Source organism: Rhodovulum sp. FJ3, assembly GCF_032918305.1.
Classification (GTDB): domain Bacteria; phylum Pseudomonadota; class Alphaproteobacteria; order Rhodobacterales; family Rhodobacteraceae; genus SAT37.
Genome location: NZ_JAWJUU010000001.1, coordinates 822,391 through 844,295 on the forward strand (window position 1 = coordinate 822,391; position 21,905 = coordinate 844,295).

The following is a 21,905-nucleotide window of genomic DNA, read 5'->3' on the forward strand; positions in this document are numbered from 1 at the left end:
ACGCAATGTCCAAGCCAACGGTTTCAAAAAGCTATGCCATCAAACGTCAGCTTAACAATCAGCTCGGGGGTTTTCGCCCTCTCTATTGTTTTCGCGCATTTTTCCACAGCGTCCGAATTGAATGCCAATGCGGATAATCAAGAACTTTCGTTCTCGCAATGTGACATTGATCTTTCGAGCTTAGATTACAGGAAATCACACCTGTGTTCGGATCAAACCGGAGGAATTAAGTTTGAATTCACTGGACTGAACCGTGCAAACTCCGGCTTGATGGGTGACCTAACGCCCATATTCAACAATTTCTGGAGGAATGAGGGTGAAACTCCGGATTACACGATTTCCCTCACGCCTTTCTCCGAGGCTCCGGAGATGTGGCAAGTTCAGTACCTTCGAGAAGATGGTAGTGAAATAAATACAACGTTTTCATACTTTGTTTGGTCAAGGAATTTTTCCATTCCAGGAGTCGGAAAAAATGAATTTGCCATTCCTTTCGGGCCCACCCGATCGTTAAAGTGCTTAAAGGATGCCGAAGGGGAACATCCTTTTAATCAGTGTATTGCGTATTATACAGCAGCCGTGTGCGCCACTTGGCACGACAGGTACAATCAGCCGGTCAGGCTGGTGAGATATCCAACCATTTCCGCGCGTGCTGATGGATACGAATCCTCACTCTTAATGATGAAGCAGTTTGAAGTCGTCCAAAGAACGGCTGAGGAACTACTTGATGAAACCTTGACCATGTCATGTGACAATTAGGGTCAGGATCCATAACCCTTGACGAGAGCCGCGAGGGCGATGACTGAGAGGAACACCTTGGGGCATCGGTTATAGCGGGCCGCGACGCGCCTCCTGTCCTTGAGCCTGCCGAACATGATTTCGATGCGGTTGCGCCGCTTGTTTCTTCGCTTGTCATCTTTGACCGGCGCGTTGCGTCTCTTCCGGCCCGGGATGCAGGCACGTAGCCCCTTGTTCGGCAACGCTTCTCTGAACCAGTCAGCATCATATCCGCGATCCCCGAGCGGCCATTTGACGTGAGGCGGGCCTCTGAGCAGCGCCCGTGCGCCGATATAGTCGTAACCTGTCCAGCGGTGACGAACAGGTCGATCGATCGTCCCTGACTGTTGCAGATGGCGTGCAGCTTGGTGTTCTTGCCGCCTTTGGTTCGACCAATCAGGTGACCATTTGGCGGCCATGCTGGTCGCCGTTTGGTGGGCCTTGAGGTATGGCGCGTCGATCATCACGGTCGTCTTCTCACCGTGTTCCACCGCCAGTCCAGCCATCTGTGCGTCGGTCAGCCAGAAGAGATCACTCCTCTTTCGGAGGCGTGAATCACGCAGCGCAACCGAAATCAGTGCATCCTGACACTAGTCATATCCCCTCCTAAATATCCCCTGGACCGCTAGCGGGGTGTCGTCTTTCGCCAGCGCTTGAGGGTATTCATGGTCACGCTGACCGCACTGGTCTGCCGCTACCGGGCGCTCCGGTTTGGTTGTTCGTGCGTGATGGGTCTCGGATCCATGGGAACTTAGCTTTCTGGCGCGCCCGGGCCCCTCGCACGGGCGTTTTTGTTTTATGACAGTTAGACCTTTTGCCAAGTGACGTTTCATCGCAGCGCCGGTAGGCTTATCCAAAGGCCTCAACATCGGGGATAATGATGGACCAGACTACACCGGCAAAGACCTTGGGCACGGCGCTTGTGATCGACGATCACCCGCTGTTTTGCGATGCGTTGGCCCTGACGCTAAAGTCCATTGTGCCCAGTGGCGAAATCCGCACCGCCGACCGGCTTGAGGCCGCGTTGGAGGATTTGCAGAACGCGACACGTCCCGATGTGATTCTTCTTGACCTGAACCTGCCTGACGTGAACGGGCTTGAGGGTCTGATGCGCCTCAAGGCGATTGCGCCGCGCGTGCCGGTGATCGTGGTCTCGTCCATGGCCGACAACCGCATGATTTCCAACACGCTCAAGGCCGGTGCATCGGGGTTCGTCCCCAAGCACAGCCAGCGCACCGTGTTCCGTGACGCGTTCGAAAAGATTTCCCGCGGCGAGGTCTACACCCCCGAGGGCTATATCGGCACCCATGGCGGTGGCGCCGAGGCACCAGGCGATGATGCCCTGACACGCCTATCCAGCCTGACCAATCAACAGGCCCGCATTTTGCAATTGATTTGCGAGGGCAAACTGAACAAACAGATCGCCTATGATCTGTCGATTGCCGAAACGACGGTCAAAGCACACGTGACTGCGATCATGCGCAAGCTGGGCGTCCAAAGCCGCACCCAAGCGGTTCTGGTCGCGCAAGAGGCCAGCTTTGCAAGCGCTGCACCCAGAGGTCATTGACAAGCCCTGAGAGGCTTCACAACATTGGGGGATGTACGTGGACGGGAAACTGAAACCGTCCGCAGGGGAGGAGAACAGACGCCAGACTCTCTGTGTGGCGCAGGTGGCTTGCGATGAGCGGTCGCCGATTACCGAGTTAGGGAATGCCCTGGGCGCGCATGACTTTGCCCAGATTTGTTTGTTTATCAGCCCCCAGGCGGACTTTGATGCCTTAACGGCAGAGGCGGCGCGGCGTTTCGCGCCCGCTACTGTGTTGGCCTGCACCACCGCGGGCGAGATCGGCAGCGCGGGCTATGAAGAAGATCAGATCATCGCCATCGGCTTTCCCCGTGACCGGTTTGCGACGGCGGCCCTTTTGGTCGCCCCTCTGGATGATCTGAACCATCAGGGCGAAGTGGATCAGGTGATCCGCGCGCGCCTGAAACTGGCGAGTGCCAGCCCCCAGATGGAAAATGAATTCGCCTTTTTGATGGTGGACGGCATGTCCATGCGTGAGGATGAGCTGACCTCGATGTTGTCCTCGGGGCTGGGCGGGGTGCCGTTGTTCGGCGGCTCGGCGGGCGATGGCACTCAGTTCCAAAGCACGCGGCTCTCCCTGAACGGGGTGACCTATAGCAACGCCGCGATCCTGTCGCTGATCCGCACGACCTGCCCGGTCAAGGTGTTCAGCCTCGACCACCTTGCCCCCACCGAAATGCGCATGGTTGTGACCGAGGCCGACCCCAGCCGCCGCGTTGTACGCCGCATCAATGCCGAACCCGCCGCCGCCGAATATGCGCGGATGCTGGGCAAGGACCCGAACCAGTTGGACCAGTTCACATTCGCCGCCCACCCTGTCGTCGTGCGCCTTGGCGACCGCCACCACGTGCGCGCCATTCAACAGGTCACACCCGAAGGTGAACTGGTGTTCTTTTCCGCGATTGACGAGGGCATGGTCCTGACCTTGGCCGAGCCCCAGCATCTGGCCGAACATCTGGATCAGGGCCTGTCGCAGATCGCGGGCGGGGATCAGCCGGACATGGTTCTGGCCTGCGATTGTATTCTGCGTCGTTTAGAGGCAGGTCAAAAACAAATGAGCCGTGACGTTTCAGAAGTATTGAAGAAACACAACGTCACCGGCTTTGGCACTTATGGTGAGCAAATCGGTGCGCTACATGTGAACCATACGATGACCGGTGTCGCCCTCTATCCGCCGACCTCGGTTCCCCTGACAAAGGTGCCGCCTGAATGACCCTAGTAAGCCCTGACGACAGTCTGGAACGGCAGAACGAAAAGCTGCTTCAGATCACGCGCGCATTGATGCGCCGTGTCGAACAGGGCGGGGATCAGAGCAACATCGCCTATGCCCAATTCGAGCGCGCAGCCCTGCTTGAGGATCAAGTGCGCCAGCGTACGCGCGAGTTGGAACAGGCGCTGGACCTTTTGCATGAATCCAACATCCGTCTGGCCGAGGCCAACCGCGAAACCGAGGCCGCCCAGACCAACCTGACCGATGCGATCGAAACCGTGCGCGAGGGGTTCGCGCTGTTTGATCAGCACGAGAAACTGGTCCTGTGCAACAGCCGCTTTTGCCGCGATTTCCACGACATCGTGGCCGAGCTGAAACCGGGTCTGGACTTTGAACGCTATGTCGATCTGATCTCGCACAGCCCGCATTTGTCCCTACCCGAAGGCGAAGACGCCGCCAGTTGGGCGCGCAAACGCAAACGCCGTCACCGTGACACGCATGTGATGTTCAACGTCTGTCTGACGATGGACCGCTGGATTCAGGTCAGTGAACACCGCACCCACAACGGCGGCACCGTGATCATGCAGACGGACGTCACCGACATCGTCCGCATGGAGCGTCAGGAACGCGAACGCCTGCGCGACACACAGGCCCGCATGATCCGCGCGACGCTGGACCACCTGAACCAAGGTGTGTGCATTTTCGACGGCCAGCGCCAATTGGTCGGCTGGAACAGCCGTCTGGGGTTCTTGTTGAACGTTCCCCTTGTCCAACTGCGTCTTGGTCTGCCGTTTGAACGGTTTCTGGACCATTTCGACGGACGTCTACACCTAGAGGAAACGCGCGACGCCGAGCCTCTGCGCGATTGGGCGGCCAAGGGCACATCGCGTCGTCCGTTTTCCTGTGAGGCGCGGCGATTGGACGGACGCATCTTGGACGTGTTCGGACAGGAAATGCCCGACAATGGCTTTGTGATCAGCTTTACCGACGTGACCGCCGAACGCGAAGCCGCACGCGCCCTGCGTGAGGTGAACGAGCATCTTGAACAACGGGTCGCCGAACGCACTTTAGAGCTTGAGGACGCTTTGGCCTCGGCCGAGCGCGCGAATGCGTCGAAATCCCGTTTCGTGGCCGCCGCATCGCATGACCTGTTGCAACCCCTGTCGGCGGCGAAACTCTTCGTGTCCTCCCTGTCGGGTAAGGGCCTGAGCGACGATGACCAGAGCCTGATCGGCAAAACCGAAACCGCGCTGGCCAGTGTCGAAGAGATCATCGACGCGCTGCTGGACATCTCGAAACTGGAATCCGGCAAGGCCAGCTTCGACATCGCCACCGTGCATCTGTCCGACATCCTTGTGCCGCTGCGCCATCAACTGGAACCGATTGCCGCCGCCAAGGGGTTGGAGTTGCAGGTCGTTGATAGCGCGCTGTGCGTACGCTCTGATCCCGGATACCTGCGCCGGATCGTGCAGAACCTTGCCTCAAACGCGCTGCGCTATACCGAAAAGGGCAAGGTCCTGATCGGGGTGCGCCGCAATGGCGGTTCTGCGCGGATTGAGGTCTGGGACACCGGCCCCGGCATCGCCGAACAGGATCAGCGCCTGATCTTTGAGGAATTCCGCCGCCTGAACGCCAAGGCCAGCGCAAGCGAGGGCATGGGCCTTGGCCTTGCCATCGTGAAACGGGCCTGTGCGCAACTGGAACATCCCCTGTCGCTGTGGTCCGAACCCGGTCAGGGCAGCGGGTTCTTTGTCAACGTCCCGATGGCCCCCAGTTCGCCGCGCATGCCCATCCGCGAAACCGCGACCACCGGTCCCGATCCCCGCGATTTGGGCCTGATTGTGCTGTTGGTGGAAAACGATCCCGACGTGCGCCGCGCGATCACCATTAACATCGAAAGCTGGGGCGTGAACGTCATCGACGCCGAGAGCGCCGAGGACGCCCTCCAACTGCTTGAGGATATCCAGATCCGGCCCGATGCCTTGTTGCTGGACTATCAACTGGGCGAGGGGATGAACGGCTTGGACCTCTACACCATCATCCGCGACAAATACGGCAGCCCGCCCGCACGGATGATTTCCGCCGACCGTTCACCCACATTCCGGCGTCAATGCGAAACGGCGGGAGTGGAACTACTGACCAAACCCTTGGATGAGGGCAAGTTGCGCGGGTTCCTGCAATCCGTTGCGTCCGAGTTTCAGAGCGTCGCCGAGTAACCCCTAGGTGCCATAGTTCTGGGCCTTGCGGATTTGGGTCATCTGTTCAGAGGCGGAAATCGCATCGCCAAGGGTCAGAATGCCCCGCGCCTCCAGCAAATCCAGCATGTGCAAAAACACCTGCGCCGTCGCCCGCGCGTCCCCAAGGGCGGTGTGGCGCAACTCGGCCGGTAGATCGACGCCAAACCGGTCACACAGCGCATCCAGCGTGTGATCGCCCGTGTGATCGAACAAAACGGCAGACAACAGAACCGTGCACAGGGCCGGTTGCCCGAACCGCGCGCCGATCCGGTCCTGCGACTTGCGCAAAAACGCCATATCGAACGGGGCGTTATGCGCGACCAGAACCGAACCTTCGCAGAAATCGTGAAACGCCTGACCCGCCGCGCCGATATTCGGCGCATCGACCACCATCGTATCGTCGATCTTATGCACCGCCGTGGACGCGGGCGGGATTTTGCGCCCCGGATTGACCAATGTGTCAAACACCTCACCGGTCAACAGACGCCCGTTCACGATCCGCACCCCCGCGATTTGCACGATCTCATCCCGTCCGGCGGGGTTCAGGCCGGTCGTTTCCGTATCAAACACCACGAACCGCAGCGCCCGTAGGGGCACCGTCATCCAGTCGCGGTTGCCGTCCGCACCGGGCAGGTTGAAATCATAGAACTCGGGGCGTTCTTCCTGTGGCTTCAGCACCTGCGGCTGGGCCGAGCGCAATGGCAGAACAAGGCACGTGCGCCCGTCCGTCTCTTCGGGCCAGATTTCGGTGCGATGCCCCTGTAACGCATCGCGTCCCGAATATTGCCCGTAACTGGCCGACAGGGGCACCTGCAGCCACGCCTCCAGCGCGCTATCGGCGACCTTTGGACCGGCCCAGTCGAGGGTGATCCAGACCTCATCCCCCGCCGTGCGGGTGCCGATGGCGAAGTCGCTGCGCGCCGGATCGTCCGCCAAACCGCCAATGATCCGGTCGAGGATTTCGAGAACCGCATAGCCGTCGCAATGCAGGAATGCCTCGCCGCCGGACTGCGCGACCACCTCAGGGCGGCGCGCGGCAAGGGCGTCGAAAATATCGCTGGCCGCGACCTCGGTCATCGGCCAATGGCGCGACGTGGCCGCGTCATAGGCCCCTGCGGTTTCGTTCAGGGTGTCATAAACACGCTGCAATTCCTCATGCAGGGCGGTGTCAAATGTCGCGCGCAGGGGCAGTTCGATATCCGGATCGGCGGTCAGCACGTCTAGGATCGCGCCCATCGCCGCCGCACTGCGCCGCACCTGTTCCAGAAGGTCGTTAAAGATGTGATCGTGCTCGGCATGGGCCTGTAGATCGTCGGTCGCGTCATGGAACACCACCACATGGCCCACGGATTTCCCAGCGCTGATGACCCGCGACACCCGCCCGATCAACAACCTCGCCCCATCCGCCGAGGCGGTCAGGAACGCCTCGGGCCGGGTTCCCTCGCCCGGATCGCGGTGGTTCAGACGTTCGATGGCGTGCAGCATCGGATCGACGCGGATCACACCGGACAGGGGCCGGTCCAGTCCCGCGCCCGGCAGGATATCGCGCGCCGCACGGTTATAGAGCATGATCCGCTGATCCGGTCCGATGACGAACACGCCCTCGGCCAGATCATGCAGCAATGCGGCAAACAGCGCCTTTTCCCGCTCGATCGCCGCCGTTTTGCGGGCGACCTGTTCTTCGCCAGCCGCACGCGCCTCGGTCAACGCGGTGTGCAGATTGCGCGCGGCGGGGGCCAGCGCCCCAAGGTAGCGCGCCGCGCTCTGGTCGATCTCGCCGCCCGCATCCGTGCGCGCCCGCGTGGATAGGTCCGAGGTCAGCGCCACAATCGGCCGTGCCACGTTCTGATCAAACAGGAACCCGATCCATGCGACCAGACCCAGAACGCCGAACATCCCGATCAGGGCGGCGATCACGAACCCGTCCGCCGCACCCGCGCTGCGCGACAGGCCGACCCACGCGCCCAGCCCGATCGCAACGCACGCCCCGATCCCCAGCGCCGCAAAGAACAGCGCGAACCGTTTGCGCAGGCCAAGGCGTTCAGGCATGGACCGGCCCCGCCAGAACCTGATCAATCTCCGCGATCAGGTCACCGGTGACAAAGGGTTTGTGCATGAACCCGTCCGCCCCCATGGCAAGGCTCTTGCGGCGCTCAACCTCGCCGCCGCGGGCAGTCATCATGATGATACGGGGGCGATCCGCCTGTTCCTGCACCGTCTGGCACAGTTCAAATCCCGAAATATCGGGCAGCATCACATCCAAAAGGACCAGATCGGGTCGGAAATCCGTCAGCTGTTGCAAGGCATCCCGCCCCGTCGCGGCGCGGCAGGTGCCAAACCCCTGACGGCGCAGCAGGTGCTCTAGCGCAAGGGCGATGTTGTCTTCGTCTTCGACCAGCAGAATTCGTTTTTCGTCCATTCCGGCCCCTCCTCCGGGCTAGGTTTGGCAGGCCCCCTGCAACAAGGGATCGTCCTGATCCAAGGGCTGCCATTGCGCGCGGTCGAAATCCGCAAAAACGGTGTTCGTTGCATCCGCGCGCGTCGCATCGGCACAGTTGACGAATTGCGTGACCTTGGCGGGCGGGGCCCAGCGCGCGAACAGGTACAAATCGACCAGTCGCACATCGGGGTGCTCGGGGTTGTCACGGATCGTCGCCGTATCCAGCGCCATGAACCGCGTGGCCTGTGGAACCACATAGGTCCACGGCTTCCACGGTTTGCTCTCCTCCACGGTTTGCAGGTTCACCACGCCTTCGGGTTGGCCTGCCATGGTCCTTGCAGCCCATGTGTATTCCGACCAGATGGTCATCGCGATCATCGCCCCACCAGCGGCCACAGGCATCGCCCATTTGGGCAGACGCCCGCGCGTCAGGTGGTTCAGGATCAGGATGATCCCCGCCCCGGCAAAACCGGCGGCAAAGGTCGCTATCAAATCAATAAACACGGTGTTCCCCCATTTTATGCACTCCGCCCGTGTCCAAGGGCCGACTGCATCGTCTTTATCACCATGAATGCATCGCGCAGGTGGTTGCGCTCAAGGTCTGATAAGCCGCTTGGGGCCATAAAGTTATCTGGTTTGATCCCGTCGCGGATTTGGCGCGCCTGATGGATCAGGCGGGTTTCGGCGATCATCTCATAGGCGTCGATCAGATCGCGCGCGCCACTCTGCGACACCACACCGGCATCAAGAGCCGTCTCAAGCCGGTCGCGAGTGTTCACCGCCTGCAACCCGCCCTGCAACGCATAGACACGGCCCAGATCGGTGACGGGGACGACGCCACTGTGTTTCAGGTCGACCATGTTCTTGTGATCGCCCGATTTGATCAGGGAAAACCCGCGCAACAGGCCCAAGGGCGGCGTGTGTTTCAGCGAGTTCGCGATCATATGGGCCACAAAGATCGAATTGCCCCGCGCCATGTCCAGCGTTTCCTGCTGGAGATCGTCATAAAGGGCAAAGTCCCCCGCGATCGGGCGCAGATCGAACATGACCGAGGCCAGCATCTGGGCCTCTTCGTCCGGTTGGGCGATCCATTTGGTGAAATACTCACGCCAGACACGGCGCGGTTGGCGCCAGCGCATTGCTGTCGCCATCATATCACCGGGGCAATAGACAAACCCGCAGGTGTCCAGACCATCGGACACGAATTTCGCTAGTTTCGCGAAATAGGCGTCGTCCTCGGGACGCATGTCGTCCGAGATGATCAGGCAATTGTCCTGATCGGATTGCCCCGTCTGTTCACGCCGCCCTTGCGAGCCGCAGGCCAGCCACAGATAGGGCACCGGCGGCGGGCCGAATTCCGCCTCAGCCAAGGCCAGCAACCGGCGCGTGATCGCGTCGGTGATATCGGTGATCCGGCGGCAGATCGGGTTCGGACGCGTGCCCGCCATCACCAGTTGGGACAAAAGTTCCGGAATGCGGGCGGTCACGGCGGCCATTTCATCGGCGGAATTCGCGCCAACGATTTCCAGAACCATGTGGCTGGCCGTGGCGGCCTGCTGGCGGAACAGGTTGGTTTTCCCCACCATGCCCAGCAATTCATCCCCATCCGCCACCGGCAGGTGACTGATCCCGTGACTAGCCAACAGCATCATCGCGTCCAGACCCACGGCATCGGGGCGGATCGTAACGGGGTTGCGGGTCATCACGTCGGTGACGGGCGTCGTGCCATCGCGCCCTTCGGCCAGAACCTTGTTCGTCAGGTCGGTCGTGGTCACGATGCCCTGTAGATCATCGCCCTGCATCACCAACAGGGACGAAATACGGCGATCCCGCATGACCTTGGCCACGTCGGTGATCGAATTGTCCGCCTCACAGGTGATCGGCGGCGCGGACATCAGGTCGCGCACATGCAGCGCCGTCAGACCGGTGGCATAACCCGTCTCGGCCTCATCCGACCATGCGGGGGCGCTGCGGGTGAACCATTCGGCGAAGGCGGGTTCGTTTTCGACAAAGTCGTGGAACAACTCGGACGACAGGGTGATCAGGTCGGACGGCTCAATCGCGCGGACATCCATCACCGCATAGCCATCGCGCAGCAATCCGCGCTCACCCAGAATGTCGCCCGCAACACGGTGGGACACGACCGCGCCACCGGGGGCCACGATGTCACACACACCGGATTGAATGAAATAAAGCCCCCCAAGGGGCGCACCACGCGGCACCACCAAATCGCCGGCTGCGACCTGCATCTGGCTGAGGCCAGTCGACAGTCGTTCCTGCGCCGCCTCTCCCAACAGGGAAAACGGGGCGTGGGCGATCAGGGCCTGTACCAAGGCAGACGGATCGTTAGCCTGCATCATCGGTGGGTGTCCATCGGATTGGGTCATTTGAATGCGTGCCTGCTTGGCACCTCGCCTTGGGACGTTACTCTACCAAGGCAATATAGGGGGCCGAAGCCCCCTATACCTTGATCTTGATCAGTGATCGACGGCGTCGCCTGCACCACGGGGGATGCGCACGCTTTCGACCAGATCCTTGATCTCTTGCGGGATCGGCTTGGTCATGCTGGTGACGATGTAAGCAACTGCAAAGTTGATGATCGCACCGATTGCACCGAACGAGGTCGATTTAATCGTACCCAGCAGCGGGTCAGCATCCGTGAACGAGTTCGTACCCGGAACAAAGAACCAGCCTTTGTGCAGGAAGATATAGACCAGCGTCACGATCAGACCTGCCAGCATACCAGCAACCGCGCCGGTGTTGTTGATGCGGGTCGAGAAGATCCCCATCATCAGCGCCGGGAAGATCGAAGCCGCTGCCAGACCGAACGCCAAGGCCACCGTTTGTGCGGCAAAGCCCGGGGGGTTCAGACCCAGATAGGTTGCAACCGCGATGGCCACAGCCATGGCAATACGTGCCGACATCAGTTCGCCTTTTTCCGAGATGTTCGGGTTGATGGCGCCTTTGATCAGGTCGTGCGACACAGCCGACGAAATCGCCAGCAACAGACCAGCAGCCGTCGACAGAGCAGCCGCCAGACCACCCGCAGCCACCAGACCGATCACCCAGCTGGGCAGGTTGGCGATTTCCGGGTTCGCCAGAACCAGGATGTCACGGTTAAAGTTGGTCAGTTCGTTGCCGGTCCAGCCTTCAGCCGCTGCACGCTCGGCCATCGCCGGGCTTGCATCGTTGTAGTACTGGATCATGCCGTCGCCGTTCTTGTCCTCATAGCCCAGCAGACCGGTTTTTTCCCAGGTCGCCATCCAGGCATAGTCGGGGTTGGTGTTGATCGTTTCGATCGACACAGCCTGACCTTCGGTACCGTTCGGCCACATCAGTTCGGTGATGTTCAGACGCGCCATCGCACCAACAGCCGGAGCCGTCAGATACAGCAGAGCAATGAACACCAGCGCCCAGCCAGCCGACCAACGTGCATCAGCAACGCGCGGCACGGTGAAGAAGCGCATGATAACGTGCGGCAGACCAGCCGTACCAATCATCAGCGACAGGGTGAACAGAACCATGTTGAACGTGTCACCGTTGTGCGCCGTGTACTGGTTAAAGCCCAGCTCTTGGATGGTGGCGTCCAGCTTGCTCAGCAGAGCCTCACCCGAAGCAGCGTGCTCGCCAAACAGACCCAGTGCAGGGATCGGGTTGCCGGTCAGTTGCAGCGAGATAAAGATCGCAGGGATCGTGTAGGCCACGATCAGAACACAGTACTGGGCAACCTGCGTGTAGGTCACACCCTTCATGCCGCCGAAAACGGCGTAGGCGAACACAACACATGCACCGATCAGCAGACCGGTCGTGTTGCTCACCTCAAGGAAGCGGCCAAACGCAACGCCAACACCGGTCATCTGACCGATAACGTAGGTGGTCGAGGCAACGATCAGACAGATAACTGCAACCAGACGTGCGGTCGGGCTGTAGAAACGGTCGCCGATGAATTCCGACACGGTGAACTTGCCGAACTTACGCAGATAAGGCGCAAGCAGCAGAGCCAGCAGAACGTAGCCACCGGTCCAGCCCATCAGGAACGAGCTGTTGTCATAGCCGGTAAAGGCGATCAGACCAGCCATCGAGATGAACGACGCCGCCGACATCCAGTCCGCAGCCGTAGCCATACCGTTGGTGACGGGGTGAATACCGCGGCCAGCGGCGTAGAATTCGCTGGTCGAACCCGCACGGGCCCAGATCGCGATGCCGATGTAGAGCGCGAACGACGCGCCCACAAACAGCAGGTTAATGGTAAACTGATCCATGGCCGATTACTCCTCGTCCACGCCGAATTCGGCGTCCAGTTTGTTCATCCGCCACGCGTAAAAGAAGATCAGGCCCAAAAAGACCAGGATCGACCCTTGCTGCGCGAACCAGAACCCCAAATCAGAGCCGCCAACGGCGATCCCCGACAGCATCGGGCGCAGCAGAATGCCGAACCCGAAAGAGACCAGTGCCCAGATCACCAGACACACTGCAATCAGCCGGATGTTGGCCGACCAATATGCATTATTGGATTGATTGTCGGACATCGCGTCCTCCCTTCCTCCAGTTCCTCCAAAGGGATGCACCGCGCGCGCATCCCCAGCCCCCGATCCCTGTGGATCGTGTGCGATCAGGCGACGATCTTTTGAACGATCGTTCCCAATTCCGTAGCAATCACGTCGATATCGCCCATGGCGTCGACGCGCTGCAAAATGCCTTTGTCATCGTAAAACGCGATCAGCGGCGCGGTCTGCGCGTGATAGGCCGCCAGACGTTCGGACACGGTCTCGGCGTTGTCATCCGCGCGACGTTTGAATTCCGTCCCGCCGCATTTATCGCAGGCGCCCGCAGTCGCAGGCGTTTTGAAACTGTCGTGGTAGCCCTCGCCGCAACCGGCACAGGTGTAGCGGCCCGCGACGCGCTCAACCATGGCCGCATCGTCAACCTCAAGGCTGATCGCGGCGTTGATGGCGCTGTCGATGGTGCCCATCAGATCGTCAAGCGCGGCGGCCTGAACCGGCGTGCGCGGGAAACCATCAAGGATCACACCAGCCGCGCAATCAGGCTCGGCCAGACGGTCGCGTAGAATCGCGATGACGATCTCGTCGCTGACCAAACCGCCGGCTTCCATGACCGATTTGGCCTGCTTGCCGGCCTCGGTGCCCGCCGCCACAGCCGCACGCAGCAGATCGCCGGTCGACAGTTGAACGAGGCCGAATTTCTCTTCCAGCATACGCGCCTGCGTGCCTTTACCGGCGCCCGGCGGGCCCAACAGGATCAAATTACAAGCCGCGGTTTTTGTCATGGTGCCGTCCATCAATGTTCCTCCATCGCGCGGTGTTCCCAAAACCGGATGTCCGGTCCACTCACCTGTCGCGTGCATTCAAGGCGCTGATCTTGCGGGCCGGAAACTGGGTTTCGCTGGCCACGCTCCCTCCAAAAATCAGGCGCGCTCCCACTGCAGGGGTAGATTGCCACCAGCCTGTAAAAAATTCACCGGCGAAGTGTTGCCGATTGATAATTGAGTAATTTTTCTGACACACGCATCACGAAAATTGTAAATTAGTTTTCACACAGTGCGCAATTTACTGATTTTTAATGATATTTCAAAAGGTGAATGTTTTTGACTTATTAACAGACCAAGGTCGCGCATGCGCTGATTGCGTTAACACTTTGGTATTACGACCTTCGCAACCCTTGAAACGGGGCGACTCAACCCTAGGGTTCTGATGCTCAGGCGGGGGTCTGGACGATCTCGGCCACCCATGCGTGCATCGAATCCACATCCGCGTCGATCTGCACGGCCAATTCATCGGCAAAAGCGCGGAACCCCTCAAGGTTCTTGGCATTCACACTGGTCAGAACGGGGATGCCTTGGGCAATGGCCGCCCCGATCACGGTGCGAAAGCCGCGCCCCTCGACCTCTTGCTTGCCGAACTTGTTGACGATCAACAGATCGACGGGCGCGTCCAACTGTGCCGCGACCGCGCCGACAACGGTCTCCAATCCCGCAGGATCCAAGCGGCATCCCGACGAATGCGCGCCCAAGGATTGGCTGATCCGGACCGCCGTATCCTGACCGATCACACAGAGATCCATGTGACAGGGGCGATCCTCGTCCACCTCAACGTTGGTTTGCACCGCACCGGCAAGGCGCAGACCATCGAACAGCAACCGGTCGACCAGAGCCGCCAACCGGCGGTCCCCCCCGCCCCGTTCATCCGCCACGATATAGCCAAGCATCGCATTGCCCTTGAAGAATCCTGTCAGACCTAAAAGATGTCAGCCAATCGCGAATGACAAGGGACTGATTGGTCTGATGACGCCCCCGCCCTATCCCGCCGTGATCCTTGCCGGTGGACAAAGCCGCCGCATGGGCGATCTGGACAAATCGACCTGCACCCTTGGCGGGGTGCCCTTGGTTCGGGTGGTTCTGGACCGGCTATTGCCCCAATGCGGCGCGGTGGCGATCAACACCGCCAATCCCGCGCATGACGCCCTTGGCCTGCCGGTTCTGCCCGATGTTGTGGACGGGGGTTTGGGTCCGTTGGCCGGTGTTCTGACCGCAATGGTCTGGGCCGCAACGCGTGGGCAGGATTGGGTCCTGACCGTCGCCACGGACACGCCGTTTTTCCCCCAAACCTTGGTTGCCGATCTGAGCGCCCTCGCAAACACGGCCGCACCGGTTCTGGCGGCCAGTCAGGGCGCGGACGGGGACGCGCGGTTACATCCGGTGTTCGGGCTGTGGCCCGTGGCCCTGATGGAGGATCTGCGCGCGGACGTTGATACCGGCGCGCGGCGGATCGGACGGTGGGCCAGCGAACGCGGCGCGCGGCGCGTGACCTATGCGTTTGACACGGTGGACCCGTTTTTCAACATCAACACGCCCGAGGATCTAGCGCGGGCCGAGGGTCTCTATGCCTCGGGCATCCCTGCGCCGCGCCTGATCACATAGGCGGTCGCGCCGTCCTGTTCATAGGTCTCGACCATCTCATGCCCCGATTGGGCACAGAAATGCGGGATATCGATCACCGCCACCGGATCGGTCGCCCAGAGGCACAGAACCTGTCCGGCCTGCATCCCATTGAGCGTCTTGCGCGCCTTCAGGACCGGCAACGGACACAACAGGTCACGCGCATCGACGGTGAGGTCATAATCGACGCTCATCCCCCTACCCCCAGTTCGGCGAATGCAGCGGGCAGGTCGCGCATGTGATGGACGACCGTCACGGCACCGGCGGCCATTAATCGGTCCGCGTGCGAAGGCAAGCAATGGCTGCCCCCCGCGAATCCGATAGCGCGCATACCTGCGCGGCGGGCGGCGGTGATGCCTGCGGGACTGTCCTCCACCACCACGGTGTCGGCGGGGTCGCTGCCGATCTGGCTGGCCGCCAATAGGAACACATCGGGCGCGGGTTTGCCGCGCGCGACCTGTTCGGCGGAATAGATATGCCCGTCGAAAAACCGCGTCAGATCACAGGTATCCAGCGACAGGCGCAGTTTATGCACAGACGAGGACGACGCCACCGCGAACGGCACGTCGAGCGTGGCCAGAACATCCGCCACCCCGTCAACCGGCAACAGCTCATTCGGGATGCGGTCGTGTAAAACCGCCTCGGCCCGCGCCAATAGATCCTCCGGCCACGGCGCGCCACGACGTTCGGCGACCGCGTCGAAAATCTTGGGCTTGGGCCAGCCGATGTAGTTCTCGAACAGGTCTTCTTGGGTGATCGGGAAACCCGCCTCGGTCATCATCCGCGCATCCGTCCCACAGGACAGGATTTCGCTATCGACCAACACCCCATCGCAATCGAAAATGATCATTCGCCGTAGGGTATCCAGATGGTTTTGACCTGTGTCGCGCGGGTGAGATAGTCGCGCCCTTGGGCGGTGGACCAATCAATGCCCGACGCGTGGCGCGCCCAGACCTGTTTCAGGTTGCCGGTGCTGTCGCGTTCGACCATTTCCACGCCCGCCGCGTCGCCCACATACCACAGACCGTTGACGCCGTCGTGGGTGGTCAGTGCATGGGCCAATTCATCGCGCGGACCGGTGACGATGTTCACCACCCCAGCAGGCACGTCCGAGGTGTCCAGCACTTGATAGAGGTCCGTCGCGGCCAAGGGATGCGTTTGCGAAGGCACGACAACCACCGCATTGCCCATCGCGATCAGGGGCAGAACCATCGACATCATCCCCAACAGGGGCCGTTCGGTCGGACAGACCACCCCGACCACGCCGACCGGTTCATGCGTCGCCACGGTCAGAACATCGGACAGGGTCGATTTGACCGCCCCGTCGAATTTGTCTGCCTGCGCCGCGTACCAGAAACAGCGTTGGATCGTCTCGGCCACCTCGGCGCTTGCTACAACGGGATCGGCACCGAACGATACCAGACGCGCGGCGAATTCGTCCTGACGCGCGGACAGGTTTTCGCCAAGGTAATAGAGAACCTGCGCACGGTTATGCCCCGTCGCGCGGGACCAGCCACCGGCCTTGTGCGCGGCCTCAACCGCGTTGCGGATGTCCTTGCGCGAACCAAGACCGGATAGGCCGACCGTGCCCGACGGCCCCGTGACGTCGTAGACATAACCGCTATCGGCGCGGGCCTGTTTGCCGCCGATGTAGAATTTGGCTGTGCGATCGATCTCTGCGCCCGAGCCCGGCCCACCGGCAAAAACGGACGGCGGGGACAGGGGCGCATCGTCGCCCGTCGCGTCGTTTGCGGGGGCGCGCAGATAGGCCGCCATGCCCTCACGCCCGCCTTCGCGGCCAAAGCCGCTCTCGCGATAGCCACCAAAGGCGGCGGCGGCGTCAAACATATTGGCACCGTTGATCCAGATGACACCGGCCTTGATCTTGGCCGCGATGTCCAGCGCAAGGTTAACGTTCTCCGACCACACCGACGCGGCAAGGCCATAGCGCGTGTTATTGGCCAGAGCGACCGCATCTTCGGGCGTGCGGAAGGTGGTCAGGGTCGCAACAGGGCCAAAGATTTCCTGCTCCCACAACAGGGACGCGGGCGCGACATTGCGGATGATCGTCGGCGCATAGAAACAGCCCTCGGGCGCATCACCTTGCACGATATCCTCGGCGCGCACGTCTCCGGCGGCGATCAGGTCTGCAATCCGGTCGCGTTGACGGGGGGACACGATCGCGCCCATGTCGACGTTTTTATCCATCGGGTTGCCGGTGACCAGACGGTCCATCCGGCGGCGCAGCAGGGTTTCGAAACGTTCCGCCACGGCCTCGGCCACCAGAACGCGGGACCCCGCGCAACAGACCTGACCCTGATTGAACCAGATCGCATCGACAACACCCTCAACCGCCGCGTCCAGATCCGCGTCGGCGAACACGACAAAGGGAGATTTCCCGCCCAGTTCCAGCGTCAGGTGCTTGCCCGATCCGGCGGTGGCGGCGCGAATGGCGCGGCCCACCTCGGTCGAGCCGGTGAACGCGACCTTATCGACGCCGCCGTGTTTGACCAACATCTCACCCACCGCGCCGTCGCCGGTCACGATGTTCAAAACCCCCGCTGGCAACCCGCATTCAACCGCAATCTGCGCAAGGGCCAGCGCGCTCAGCGGTGTGTCCTCGGCCGGTTTCAGGACGACCGCATTCCCGGCGGCCAAGGCCGGTGCGACCTTCCACGCCAGCATCAACAGCGGAAAGTTCCACGGGATCACCGCCGCACAAACGCCGTGGGGCACCTGATCGGGGAATTCGTCGTCCCGGATTTGGGCCCAACCGGCGTGGTGATAGAAATGGCGCGCTACAAGGGGGATGTCCGCGTCGCGGCTTTCACGGATGGGTTTGCCGTTGTCCAGCGTTTCCAGAACGGCCAAGAAGCGCGCGTGCTGTTGCACATGGCGAGCGATGGCATAGAGAACCTTGGCGCGTTCATAGCCCGACCGCGCGGACCACCCGGCCTGCGCCGCGCGCGCAGCGGCAATGGCGGTATCGACGTCGCCCGCGCTGGCCTGTGACACCTGCGTCAGGACCTCACCCGTGGCGGGATTCAGCACGTCGAATGTGTCGGCGGGCGCGGTGAACGCCCCGTTGATGAAATGGCCAAAGCCACCGTCATGCGCGGCCAGCCACGCGCGCACATGCGGGTCGCCCTCGGGCGCGCTGCCGTAATCCATCGCGGTGATCAGATCGGTAATGCCGGACATGCTATCCCCCTCAGGCCATCGCATTGCGCGACCCGTCGGCATATCGCCCGGTCACGTGATGTTCCAATTGCCGCTCGACATCGCCCAGCATCGAGGACGCCCCGAACCGGAACAGGTCGGGGTTCAGCCACGGGCGGCCAAGCTCTTCGTTCATCAGGACCTGCCATTGAATGGCGTCCTTGGCGGTCTTTAGACCACCGGCGGGCTTGAACCCGACGCGGTGCCCCGTGGCCATGTCGTAATCGCGCACGGCCCGCACCATGGTCAGGCTGACCGGCAGGGTCGCGTTGACCGATTCCTTACCCGTCGAGGTCTTCACGAAATCCGCGCCCGCCTGCATCGCGACCATCGAGGCCGCATAGACATTGCGCAGGGTCTGCAATTCGCCGGTCGCCAAAATCGCCTTGAGATGCGCATCGCCACAGGCCGCGCGCATCGCGGCGACCTCATCATAAAGGGCCGACCAATTGCCGCGCAGGACGTGTTCGCGGGTGATGACGATGTCGATTTCCGCGGCGCCCTCATCGACCGCGTATTCGATCTCTTTCAGCCGCAGGGGCAGCGGCATCAACCCCGCCGGAAACCCCGTCGCGACCGAGGCCACGGGAATGCCCGTCCCCTCCAACGCGCGCACCGCCGGTCCCACCATCGTGGGATAGACGCAAACCGCGCCGACACGGGCATAGGTGGGATCAATCCCCAGCCCCGCAATCACACGATCCGACAGGGGCGCACGCGCCTTGGCGCACAGACGGCGCACACGATCCGGCGTGTCATCGCCCGATAGGGTCGTCAGGTCGATCAGACGCACCGCATTCAACAGCCACGCTGCCTGACGGTCCTTTTTGACCGTGCGCCGCGCCTCGATCTGGGCGCAACGGCGTTTGGCCGCGGCGGTGTTGACCGGATGGCCCTCAAACATCGCAAGGTCCAGCGCCATTCCGGGGTTGCGCGGGTGTTCCGCGTCCCCCCGCGTGGCGGGCACGGGATGGGTCACCGCATCGGGGGCGGTTCCGGTCGGGGCCTTGGTGGTCATGGGACGTTCCTGTGGTCGGACTTTTGCTCTCTTCTGTTTAGCGGATTTATCGGAAAACCCAATGACCGAAATCCGATACATGAGCCCGACTTAGCGTCATCACATTGCCCCATGCGGTGCACAATATCCGCACACCACACCAAGCGCCTTGCGCCGATTCTGCCGCCCCGAGTCACCGGGCGACTTGGCGGAAAATTCCGCAGCACCATCGCCGCAGCGCAGCGACCAAAGCGCAAGCCGCCGATCAAGTTATTGTGCATACACCGGATTTCTGCGCCAAAAAATGCAGCAGAAAAATAACTTTGCCCCATTTCCACCGCCCCGCCCTAGCCAACAGACCCCGAAATTTCCCACGGTGATCGTGTAGGCATGGGAGCCTGCAGGGGGCAACGCCGTTCCCAACGCAACCATCAGGCAATGATGCCTTTCACTTGGCCGCGCCGCCAAGCGAAAGGTTTTTGTGTTTAAGGAACGGCAGTGCTAGAGCCCAAAGCCATAGACAACCGCGAACCGGAATCGACTGCTCTGAACACCGTGATCATCGGTGGAGGCCCTGTCGGAATGCGTGCCGCCCAGCGCCTGAGCGATGCGGGCATGGCCGTAACGGTTCTGTCCGCAGAACCCTTTGCACCATATAACCGCGTGCGCCTGACGCCCCTATTGGCGGGCGATGTGCAATTCGGCGATATCCTGTCCCCCACCATCCCAAGCAGCGATTTCTCCGTGATCACCGGTGTGCGCGCGACCGAAATCGACCGCGAGACATCAACCGTCACCACCGCAGACGGGCGCACATGGCCCTATGAGACCCTGATCATCGCGACCGGTTCGCGCGCCTTTGTGCCGGGCGTGCCGGGGTTCGATCTTGATAACGTCTTTACCTTTCGCACCGCCGAGGACGCACAGGCCCTGATGGCGCGCAGCTTTAGCGCGCGGCGCGTGGCCGTTGTGGGCGGCGGCCTGCTTGGCCTAGAGGCCGCACGCGGGATGCAGCGTCGCGGCGCAGAGGTCACCGTATTGGAACATGAGGGCCGCGTAATGCCCCGCCAGTTGGATCAGGTGGGCGGTGATATGCTGGCCGCACGCATCCGCGATCTGGGGGTTGAGGTCATCACCGGCGTCGCCGTGCGCGAAGCCATCGGCGCGCGTCAGGTGGAGGGTCTGATCCTTGCCGACGGGCGCACCCTCGACTGTGACACGGTGATCCTGTGTACCGGCGTGCGCGCCAATAACGATCTGGCGGTGGGCGCGGGCCTGCCGATCAACCGCGCCATCGTCGTCAATGACAACATGCAAACCGCCGATCCGCATATCTATGCCATCGGGGAATGCGCCGAACACAACGGCCATGTCCATGGCCTGGTCGGTCCCGGTTATGAGCAGGCAGACGCCGCCGTTGACCATATCCTGAGCCCCGTTGCAGGCGCGGGCTATGAGGGGTCGATCCCCGCAACCAAGCTCAAGGTGCTGGGGGCCGAGGTTCTGTCGGTCGGTGCGATTGAACAGCTTGAGGTGCGCCAAGGGGTGCGCAGCCATGTCTATGAGGACGCGGACGGATACCGCCGTATCTTTATCGAAAACGGGCGTCTGGTCGGGGTGACCGCCGTCGGCAAATGGTCCCAAGCTGGCAAGGTTCAGAACGCCGTTCAAACCGACGCCCGCGTCTATCCGTGGATGATCTACCGGTTCCGCCGTGAGGGCCTGTTGTGGCCCGAGGTCGACGAGGCCGCATCGGACATGCCCGATAGCGCGACGGTCTGTAACTGTACCGGCGTGACCTGTGGCCGCCTGCGCCAAGCCGCGCGTGAAGGCGCAAACACCCCCGAACTCCTGAGCCTTGCGACCGGCGCGGGAACGGTGTGCGGCACGTGCCGCCCCATGTTCGAAGAATTCACGGACGCCAAAGGCGGGTTCAGCGCAGCGCGCTATTGGAAGCCCCTCTTGGCCTTGTCCGCCACAGCCATGTTCGCCGCCCTTATTCTGGCTCTGGTGCCTCGCGTTCCCTTTCCCACAGGGTTTCAGGCCGATAACTGGCGCGAATGGCTGTGGCGCGACAACATCGTCAAGCAATGGACGGGCTATACCCTGCTGGGCATCACCGTCATCGCGATGGTTCTGGGCCTGCGCAAACGTTGGCGGTTTACGGACCGGCTGGGTAGCTATGACGTCTGGCGCCTGATCCATCTGGGTGTTGGCCTGTTGGCCGCCGTTGGTCTGTTTGTGCACACCGGCCTGCGTCCGGGGGCGAATTTGAACCTGTGGCTGTTCCTCAGCTTTGTGGCGACCCTGATCTTTGGGGCGATTGCGGGTCTGGCGACCGGCGGGGACCATAAGCTGCGCGAACATCACATCGGCACGGCCAAGAAACCGGCCCGCCGCCTGCCCGTCTGGGGACATATCATCGCGGTCTGGCCGTTGCCGGCGCTGCTGATGGTGCATGTCCTTGTGGTCTATGTGTACTGAGGGC

Annotated in this window: 18 protein-coding genes and 1 pseudogene; 6 read left to right on the forward strand and 13 right to left on the reverse strand. The window is 61.6% G+C overall.

Annotation, left to right across the window (positions count from 1 at the left end; genetic code table 11):
• Nucleotides 1-33 precede the first annotated feature (33 nt).
• Complete coding sequence (locus R1W00_RS04175; RefSeq protein ID WP_317261451.1) at nucleotides 34-756, forward strand: hypothetical protein; 723 nt, start codon at nucleotides 34-36, stop codon at nucleotides 754-756.
• 2 nt (nucleotides 757-758) lie between these two features.
• Here R1W00_RS04175 and R1W00_RS04180 read toward each other — a convergent pair.
• Nucleotides 759-1,280 (reverse strand): annotated as a pseudogene (locus R1W00_RS04180) (IS5 family transposase); the annotation flags it as partial.
• Between the two features lie 374 nt (nucleotides 1,281-1,654).
• Here R1W00_RS04180 and R1W00_RS04185 point away from each other — a divergent pair.
• From R1W00_RS04185 to R1W00_RS04195, 3 genes are all read left to right on the forward strand, one after another.
• The gene (locus R1W00_RS04185; protein ID WP_317261452.1) at nucleotides 1,655-2,341 is read left to right on the forward strand and encodes a response regulator transcription factor; all 687 of its coding nucleotides are present in this window, start codon (nucleotides 1,655-1,657) and stop codon (nucleotides 2,339-2,341) included.
• 178 nt (nucleotides 2,342-2,519) lie between these two features.
• Complete coding sequence (locus R1W00_RS04190; RefSeq protein ID WP_317261453.1) at nucleotides 2,520-3,572, forward strand: FIST N-terminal domain-containing protein; 1,053 nt, start codon at nucleotides 2,520-2,522, stop codon at nucleotides 3,570-3,572.
• The gene (locus R1W00_RS04195) at nucleotides 3,569-5,785 is read left to right on the forward strand and encodes a PAS-domain containing protein (protein WP_317261454.1); all 2,217 of its coding nucleotides are present in this window, start codon (nucleotides 3,569-3,571) and stop codon (nucleotides 5,783-5,785) included. The genes R1W00_RS04190 and R1W00_RS04195 overlap by 4 nt, the downstream gene beginning before the upstream one ends.
• Nucleotides 5,786-5,788: 3 nt before the next feature.
• Here the strand turns inward: R1W00_RS04195 and R1W00_RS04200 are convergent, their stop codons facing one another.
• The 8 genes from R1W00_RS04200 to R1W00_RS04235 form a co-directional block, all read right to left on the reverse strand.
• Nucleotides 5,789-7,855, reverse strand: a complete 2,067-nt coding sequence (locus R1W00_RS04200; RefSeq protein WP_317261455.1) for an exonuclease domain-containing protein — start codon at nucleotides 7,853-7,855, stop codon at nucleotides 5,789-5,791.
• Entirely contained in the window at nucleotides 7,848-8,225 is a 378-nt protein-coding gene (locus tag R1W00_RS04205) for a response regulator (protein WP_317261456.1), read from the reverse strand. The genes R1W00_RS04200 and R1W00_RS04205 overlap by 8 nt, the downstream gene beginning before the upstream one ends.
• Before the next feature lie 18 nt (nucleotides 8,226-8,243).
• Nucleotides 8,244-8,750, reverse strand: coding sequence for a hypothetical protein (locus tag R1W00_RS04210; RefSeq protein WP_317261457.1), 507 nt, complete (start codon nucleotides 8,748-8,750; stop codon nucleotides 8,244-8,246).
• 14 nt (nucleotides 8,751-8,764) lie between these two features.
• A complete protein-coding gene (locus tag R1W00_RS04215; protein WP_317261458.1) occupies nucleotides 8,765-10,606 on the reverse strand; it encodes a DUF294 nucleotidyltransferase-like domain-containing protein in 1,842 nt (613 codons plus the stop codon).
• A gap of 117 nt (nucleotides 10,607-10,723) precedes the next feature.
• Nucleotides 10,724-12,508 (reverse strand): sodium:solute symporter family protein, encoded by a 1,785-nt coding sequence (locus R1W00_RS04220; protein ID WP_317261459.1) that lies wholly within the window; start codon nucleotides 12,506-12,508, stop codon nucleotides 10,724-10,726.
• A 6-nt stretch (nucleotides 12,509-12,514) separates the two neighbouring features.
• Entirely contained in the window at nucleotides 12,515-12,775 is a 261-nt protein-coding gene (locus tag R1W00_RS04225; protein ID WP_317261460.1) for a DUF4212 domain-containing protein, read from the reverse strand.
• 83 nt (nucleotides 12,776-12,858) lie between these two features.
• Nucleotides 12,859-13,533: an adenylate kinase gene (locus R1W00_RS04230; protein WP_317261461.1), complete on the reverse strand. Its 675-nt coding sequence runs from the start codon at nucleotides 13,531-13,533 to the stop codon at nucleotides 12,859-12,861.
• A gap of 428 nt (nucleotides 13,534-13,961) precedes the next feature.
• The gene (locus R1W00_RS04235) at nucleotides 13,962-14,471 is read right to left on the reverse strand and encodes a DUF2478 domain-containing protein (protein ID WP_317261462.1); all 510 of its coding nucleotides are present in this window, start codon (nucleotides 14,469-14,471) and stop codon (nucleotides 13,962-13,964) included.
• Nucleotides 14,472-14,547: 76 nt separating this feature from the next.
• Here R1W00_RS04235 and mobA point away from each other — a divergent pair, with 76 nt between their 5' ends.
• Complete coding sequence (gene mobA / locus R1W00_RS04240) at nucleotides 14,548-15,183, forward strand: molybdenum cofactor guanylyltransferase MobA (RefSeq protein ID WP_317261463.1); 636 nt, start codon at nucleotides 14,548-14,550, stop codon at nucleotides 15,181-15,183.
• On the opposite strand, the gene R1W00_RS04245 is transcribed toward mobA, so the two are convergent.
• The 4 genes from R1W00_RS04245 to deoC are packed head-to-tail and all read right to left on the reverse strand — an operon-like array spanning nucleotide 15,144 to nucleotide 19,342.
• The gene (locus tag R1W00_RS04245) at nucleotides 15,144-15,395 is read right to left on the reverse strand and encodes a sulfurtransferase TusA family protein (protein ID WP_317261464.1); all 252 of its coding nucleotides are present in this window, start codon (nucleotides 15,393-15,395) and stop codon (nucleotides 15,144-15,146) included. The genes mobA and R1W00_RS04245 overlap by 40 nt on opposite strands.
• Nucleotides 15,392-16,051, reverse strand: a complete 660-nt coding sequence (locus tag R1W00_RS04250; protein WP_317261465.1) for an HAD-IA family hydrolase — start codon at nucleotides 16,049-16,051, stop codon at nucleotides 15,392-15,394. The genes R1W00_RS04245 and R1W00_RS04250 overlap by 4 nt, the downstream gene beginning before the upstream one ends.
• Nucleotides 16,048-18,402: an aldehyde dehydrogenase family protein gene (locus R1W00_RS04255; protein WP_317261466.1), complete on the reverse strand. Its 2,355-nt coding sequence runs from the start codon at nucleotides 18,400-18,402 to the stop codon at nucleotides 16,048-16,050. Before R1W00_RS04255 ends, R1W00_RS04250 begins: the two co-directional genes overlap by 4 nt.
• A gap of 10 nt (nucleotides 18,403-18,412) precedes the next feature.
• Nucleotides 18,413-19,342 (reverse strand): deoxyribose-phosphate aldolase, encoded by a 930-nt coding sequence (gene deoC, locus R1W00_RS04260; RefSeq protein WP_317261610.1) that lies wholly within the window; start codon nucleotides 19,340-19,342, stop codon nucleotides 18,413-18,415.
• Between the two features lie 573 nt (nucleotides 19,343-19,915).
• On the opposite strand from deoC, the gene R1W00_RS04265 reads away from it, so the two are divergent.
• On the forward strand, nucleotides 19,916-21,901 hold the full coding sequence (locus R1W00_RS04265) for an FAD-dependent oxidoreductase (protein ID WP_317261467.1): 1,986 nt from the start codon (nucleotides 19,916-19,918) through the stop codon (nucleotides 21,899-21,901).
• Nucleotides 21,902-21,905: the final 4 nt, after the last annotated feature.

What these genes read in the sequence shown, in the direction of transcription:
- R1W00_RS04175 (WP_317261451.1), top strand. Translation starts at nt 34, where the DNA reads ATGCCATCAAACGTCAGCTTAACAATCAGCTCGGGGGTTTTCGCCCTC.
- R1W00_RS04185 (WP_317261452.1), top strand. Translation starts at nt 1,655, where the DNA reads ATGGACCAGACTACACCGGCAAAGACCTTGGGCACGGCGCTTGTGATC.
- R1W00_RS04195 (WP_317261454.1), top strand. Translation starts at nt 3,569, where the DNA reads ATGACCCTAGTAAGCCCTGACGACAGTCTGGAACGGCAGAACGAAAAG.
- R1W00_RS04200 (WP_317261455.1), bottom strand. Translation starts at nt 7,855, where the DNA reads ATGCCTGAACGCCTTGGCCTGCGCAAACGGTTCGCGCTGTTCTTTGCG.
- R1W00_RS04205 (WP_317261456.1), bottom strand. Translation starts at nt 8,225, where the DNA reads ATGGACGAAAAACGAATTCTGCTGGTCGAAGACGAAGACAACATCGCC.
- R1W00_RS04215 (WP_317261458.1), bottom strand. Translation starts at nt 10,606, where the DNA reads ATGATGCAGGCTAACGATCCGTCTGCCTTGGTACAGGCCCTGATCGCC.
- R1W00_RS04220 (WP_317261459.1), bottom strand. Translation starts at nt 12,508, where the DNA reads ATGGATCAGTTTACCATTAACCTGCTGTTTGTGGGCGCGTCGTTCGCG.
- R1W00_RS04225 (WP_317261460.1), bottom strand. Translation starts at nt 12,775, where the DNA reads ATGTCCGACAATCAATCCAATAATGCATATTGGTCGGCCAACATCCGG.
- R1W00_RS04230 (WP_317261461.1), bottom strand. Translation starts at nt 13,533, where the DNA reads ATGACAAAAACCGCGGCTTGTAATTTGATCCTGTTGGGCCCGCCGGGC.
- R1W00_RS04235 (WP_317261462.1), bottom strand. Translation starts at nt 14,471, where the DNA reads ATGCTTGGCTATATCGTGGCGGATGAACGGGGCGGGGGGGACCGCCGG.
- mobA (WP_317261463.1), top strand. Translation starts at nt 14,548, where the DNA reads ATGACGCCCCCGCCCTATCCCGCCGTGATCCTTGCCGGTGGACAAAGC.
- R1W00_RS04245 (WP_317261464.1), bottom strand. Translation starts at nt 15,395, where the DNA reads ATGAGCGTCGATTATGACCTCACCGTCGATGCGCGTGACCTGTTGTGT.
- R1W00_RS04250 (WP_317261465.1), bottom strand. Translation starts at nt 16,051, where the DNA reads ATGATCATTTTCGATTGCGATGGGGTGTTGGTCGATAGCGAAATCCTG.
- R1W00_RS04255 (WP_317261466.1), bottom strand. Translation starts at nt 18,402, where the DNA reads ATGTCCGGCATTACCGATCTGATCACCGCGATGGATTACGGCAGCGCG.
- deoC (WP_317261610.1), bottom strand. Translation starts at nt 19,342, where the DNA reads ATGGCGCTGGACCTTGCGATGTTTGAGGGCCATCCGGTCAACACCGCC.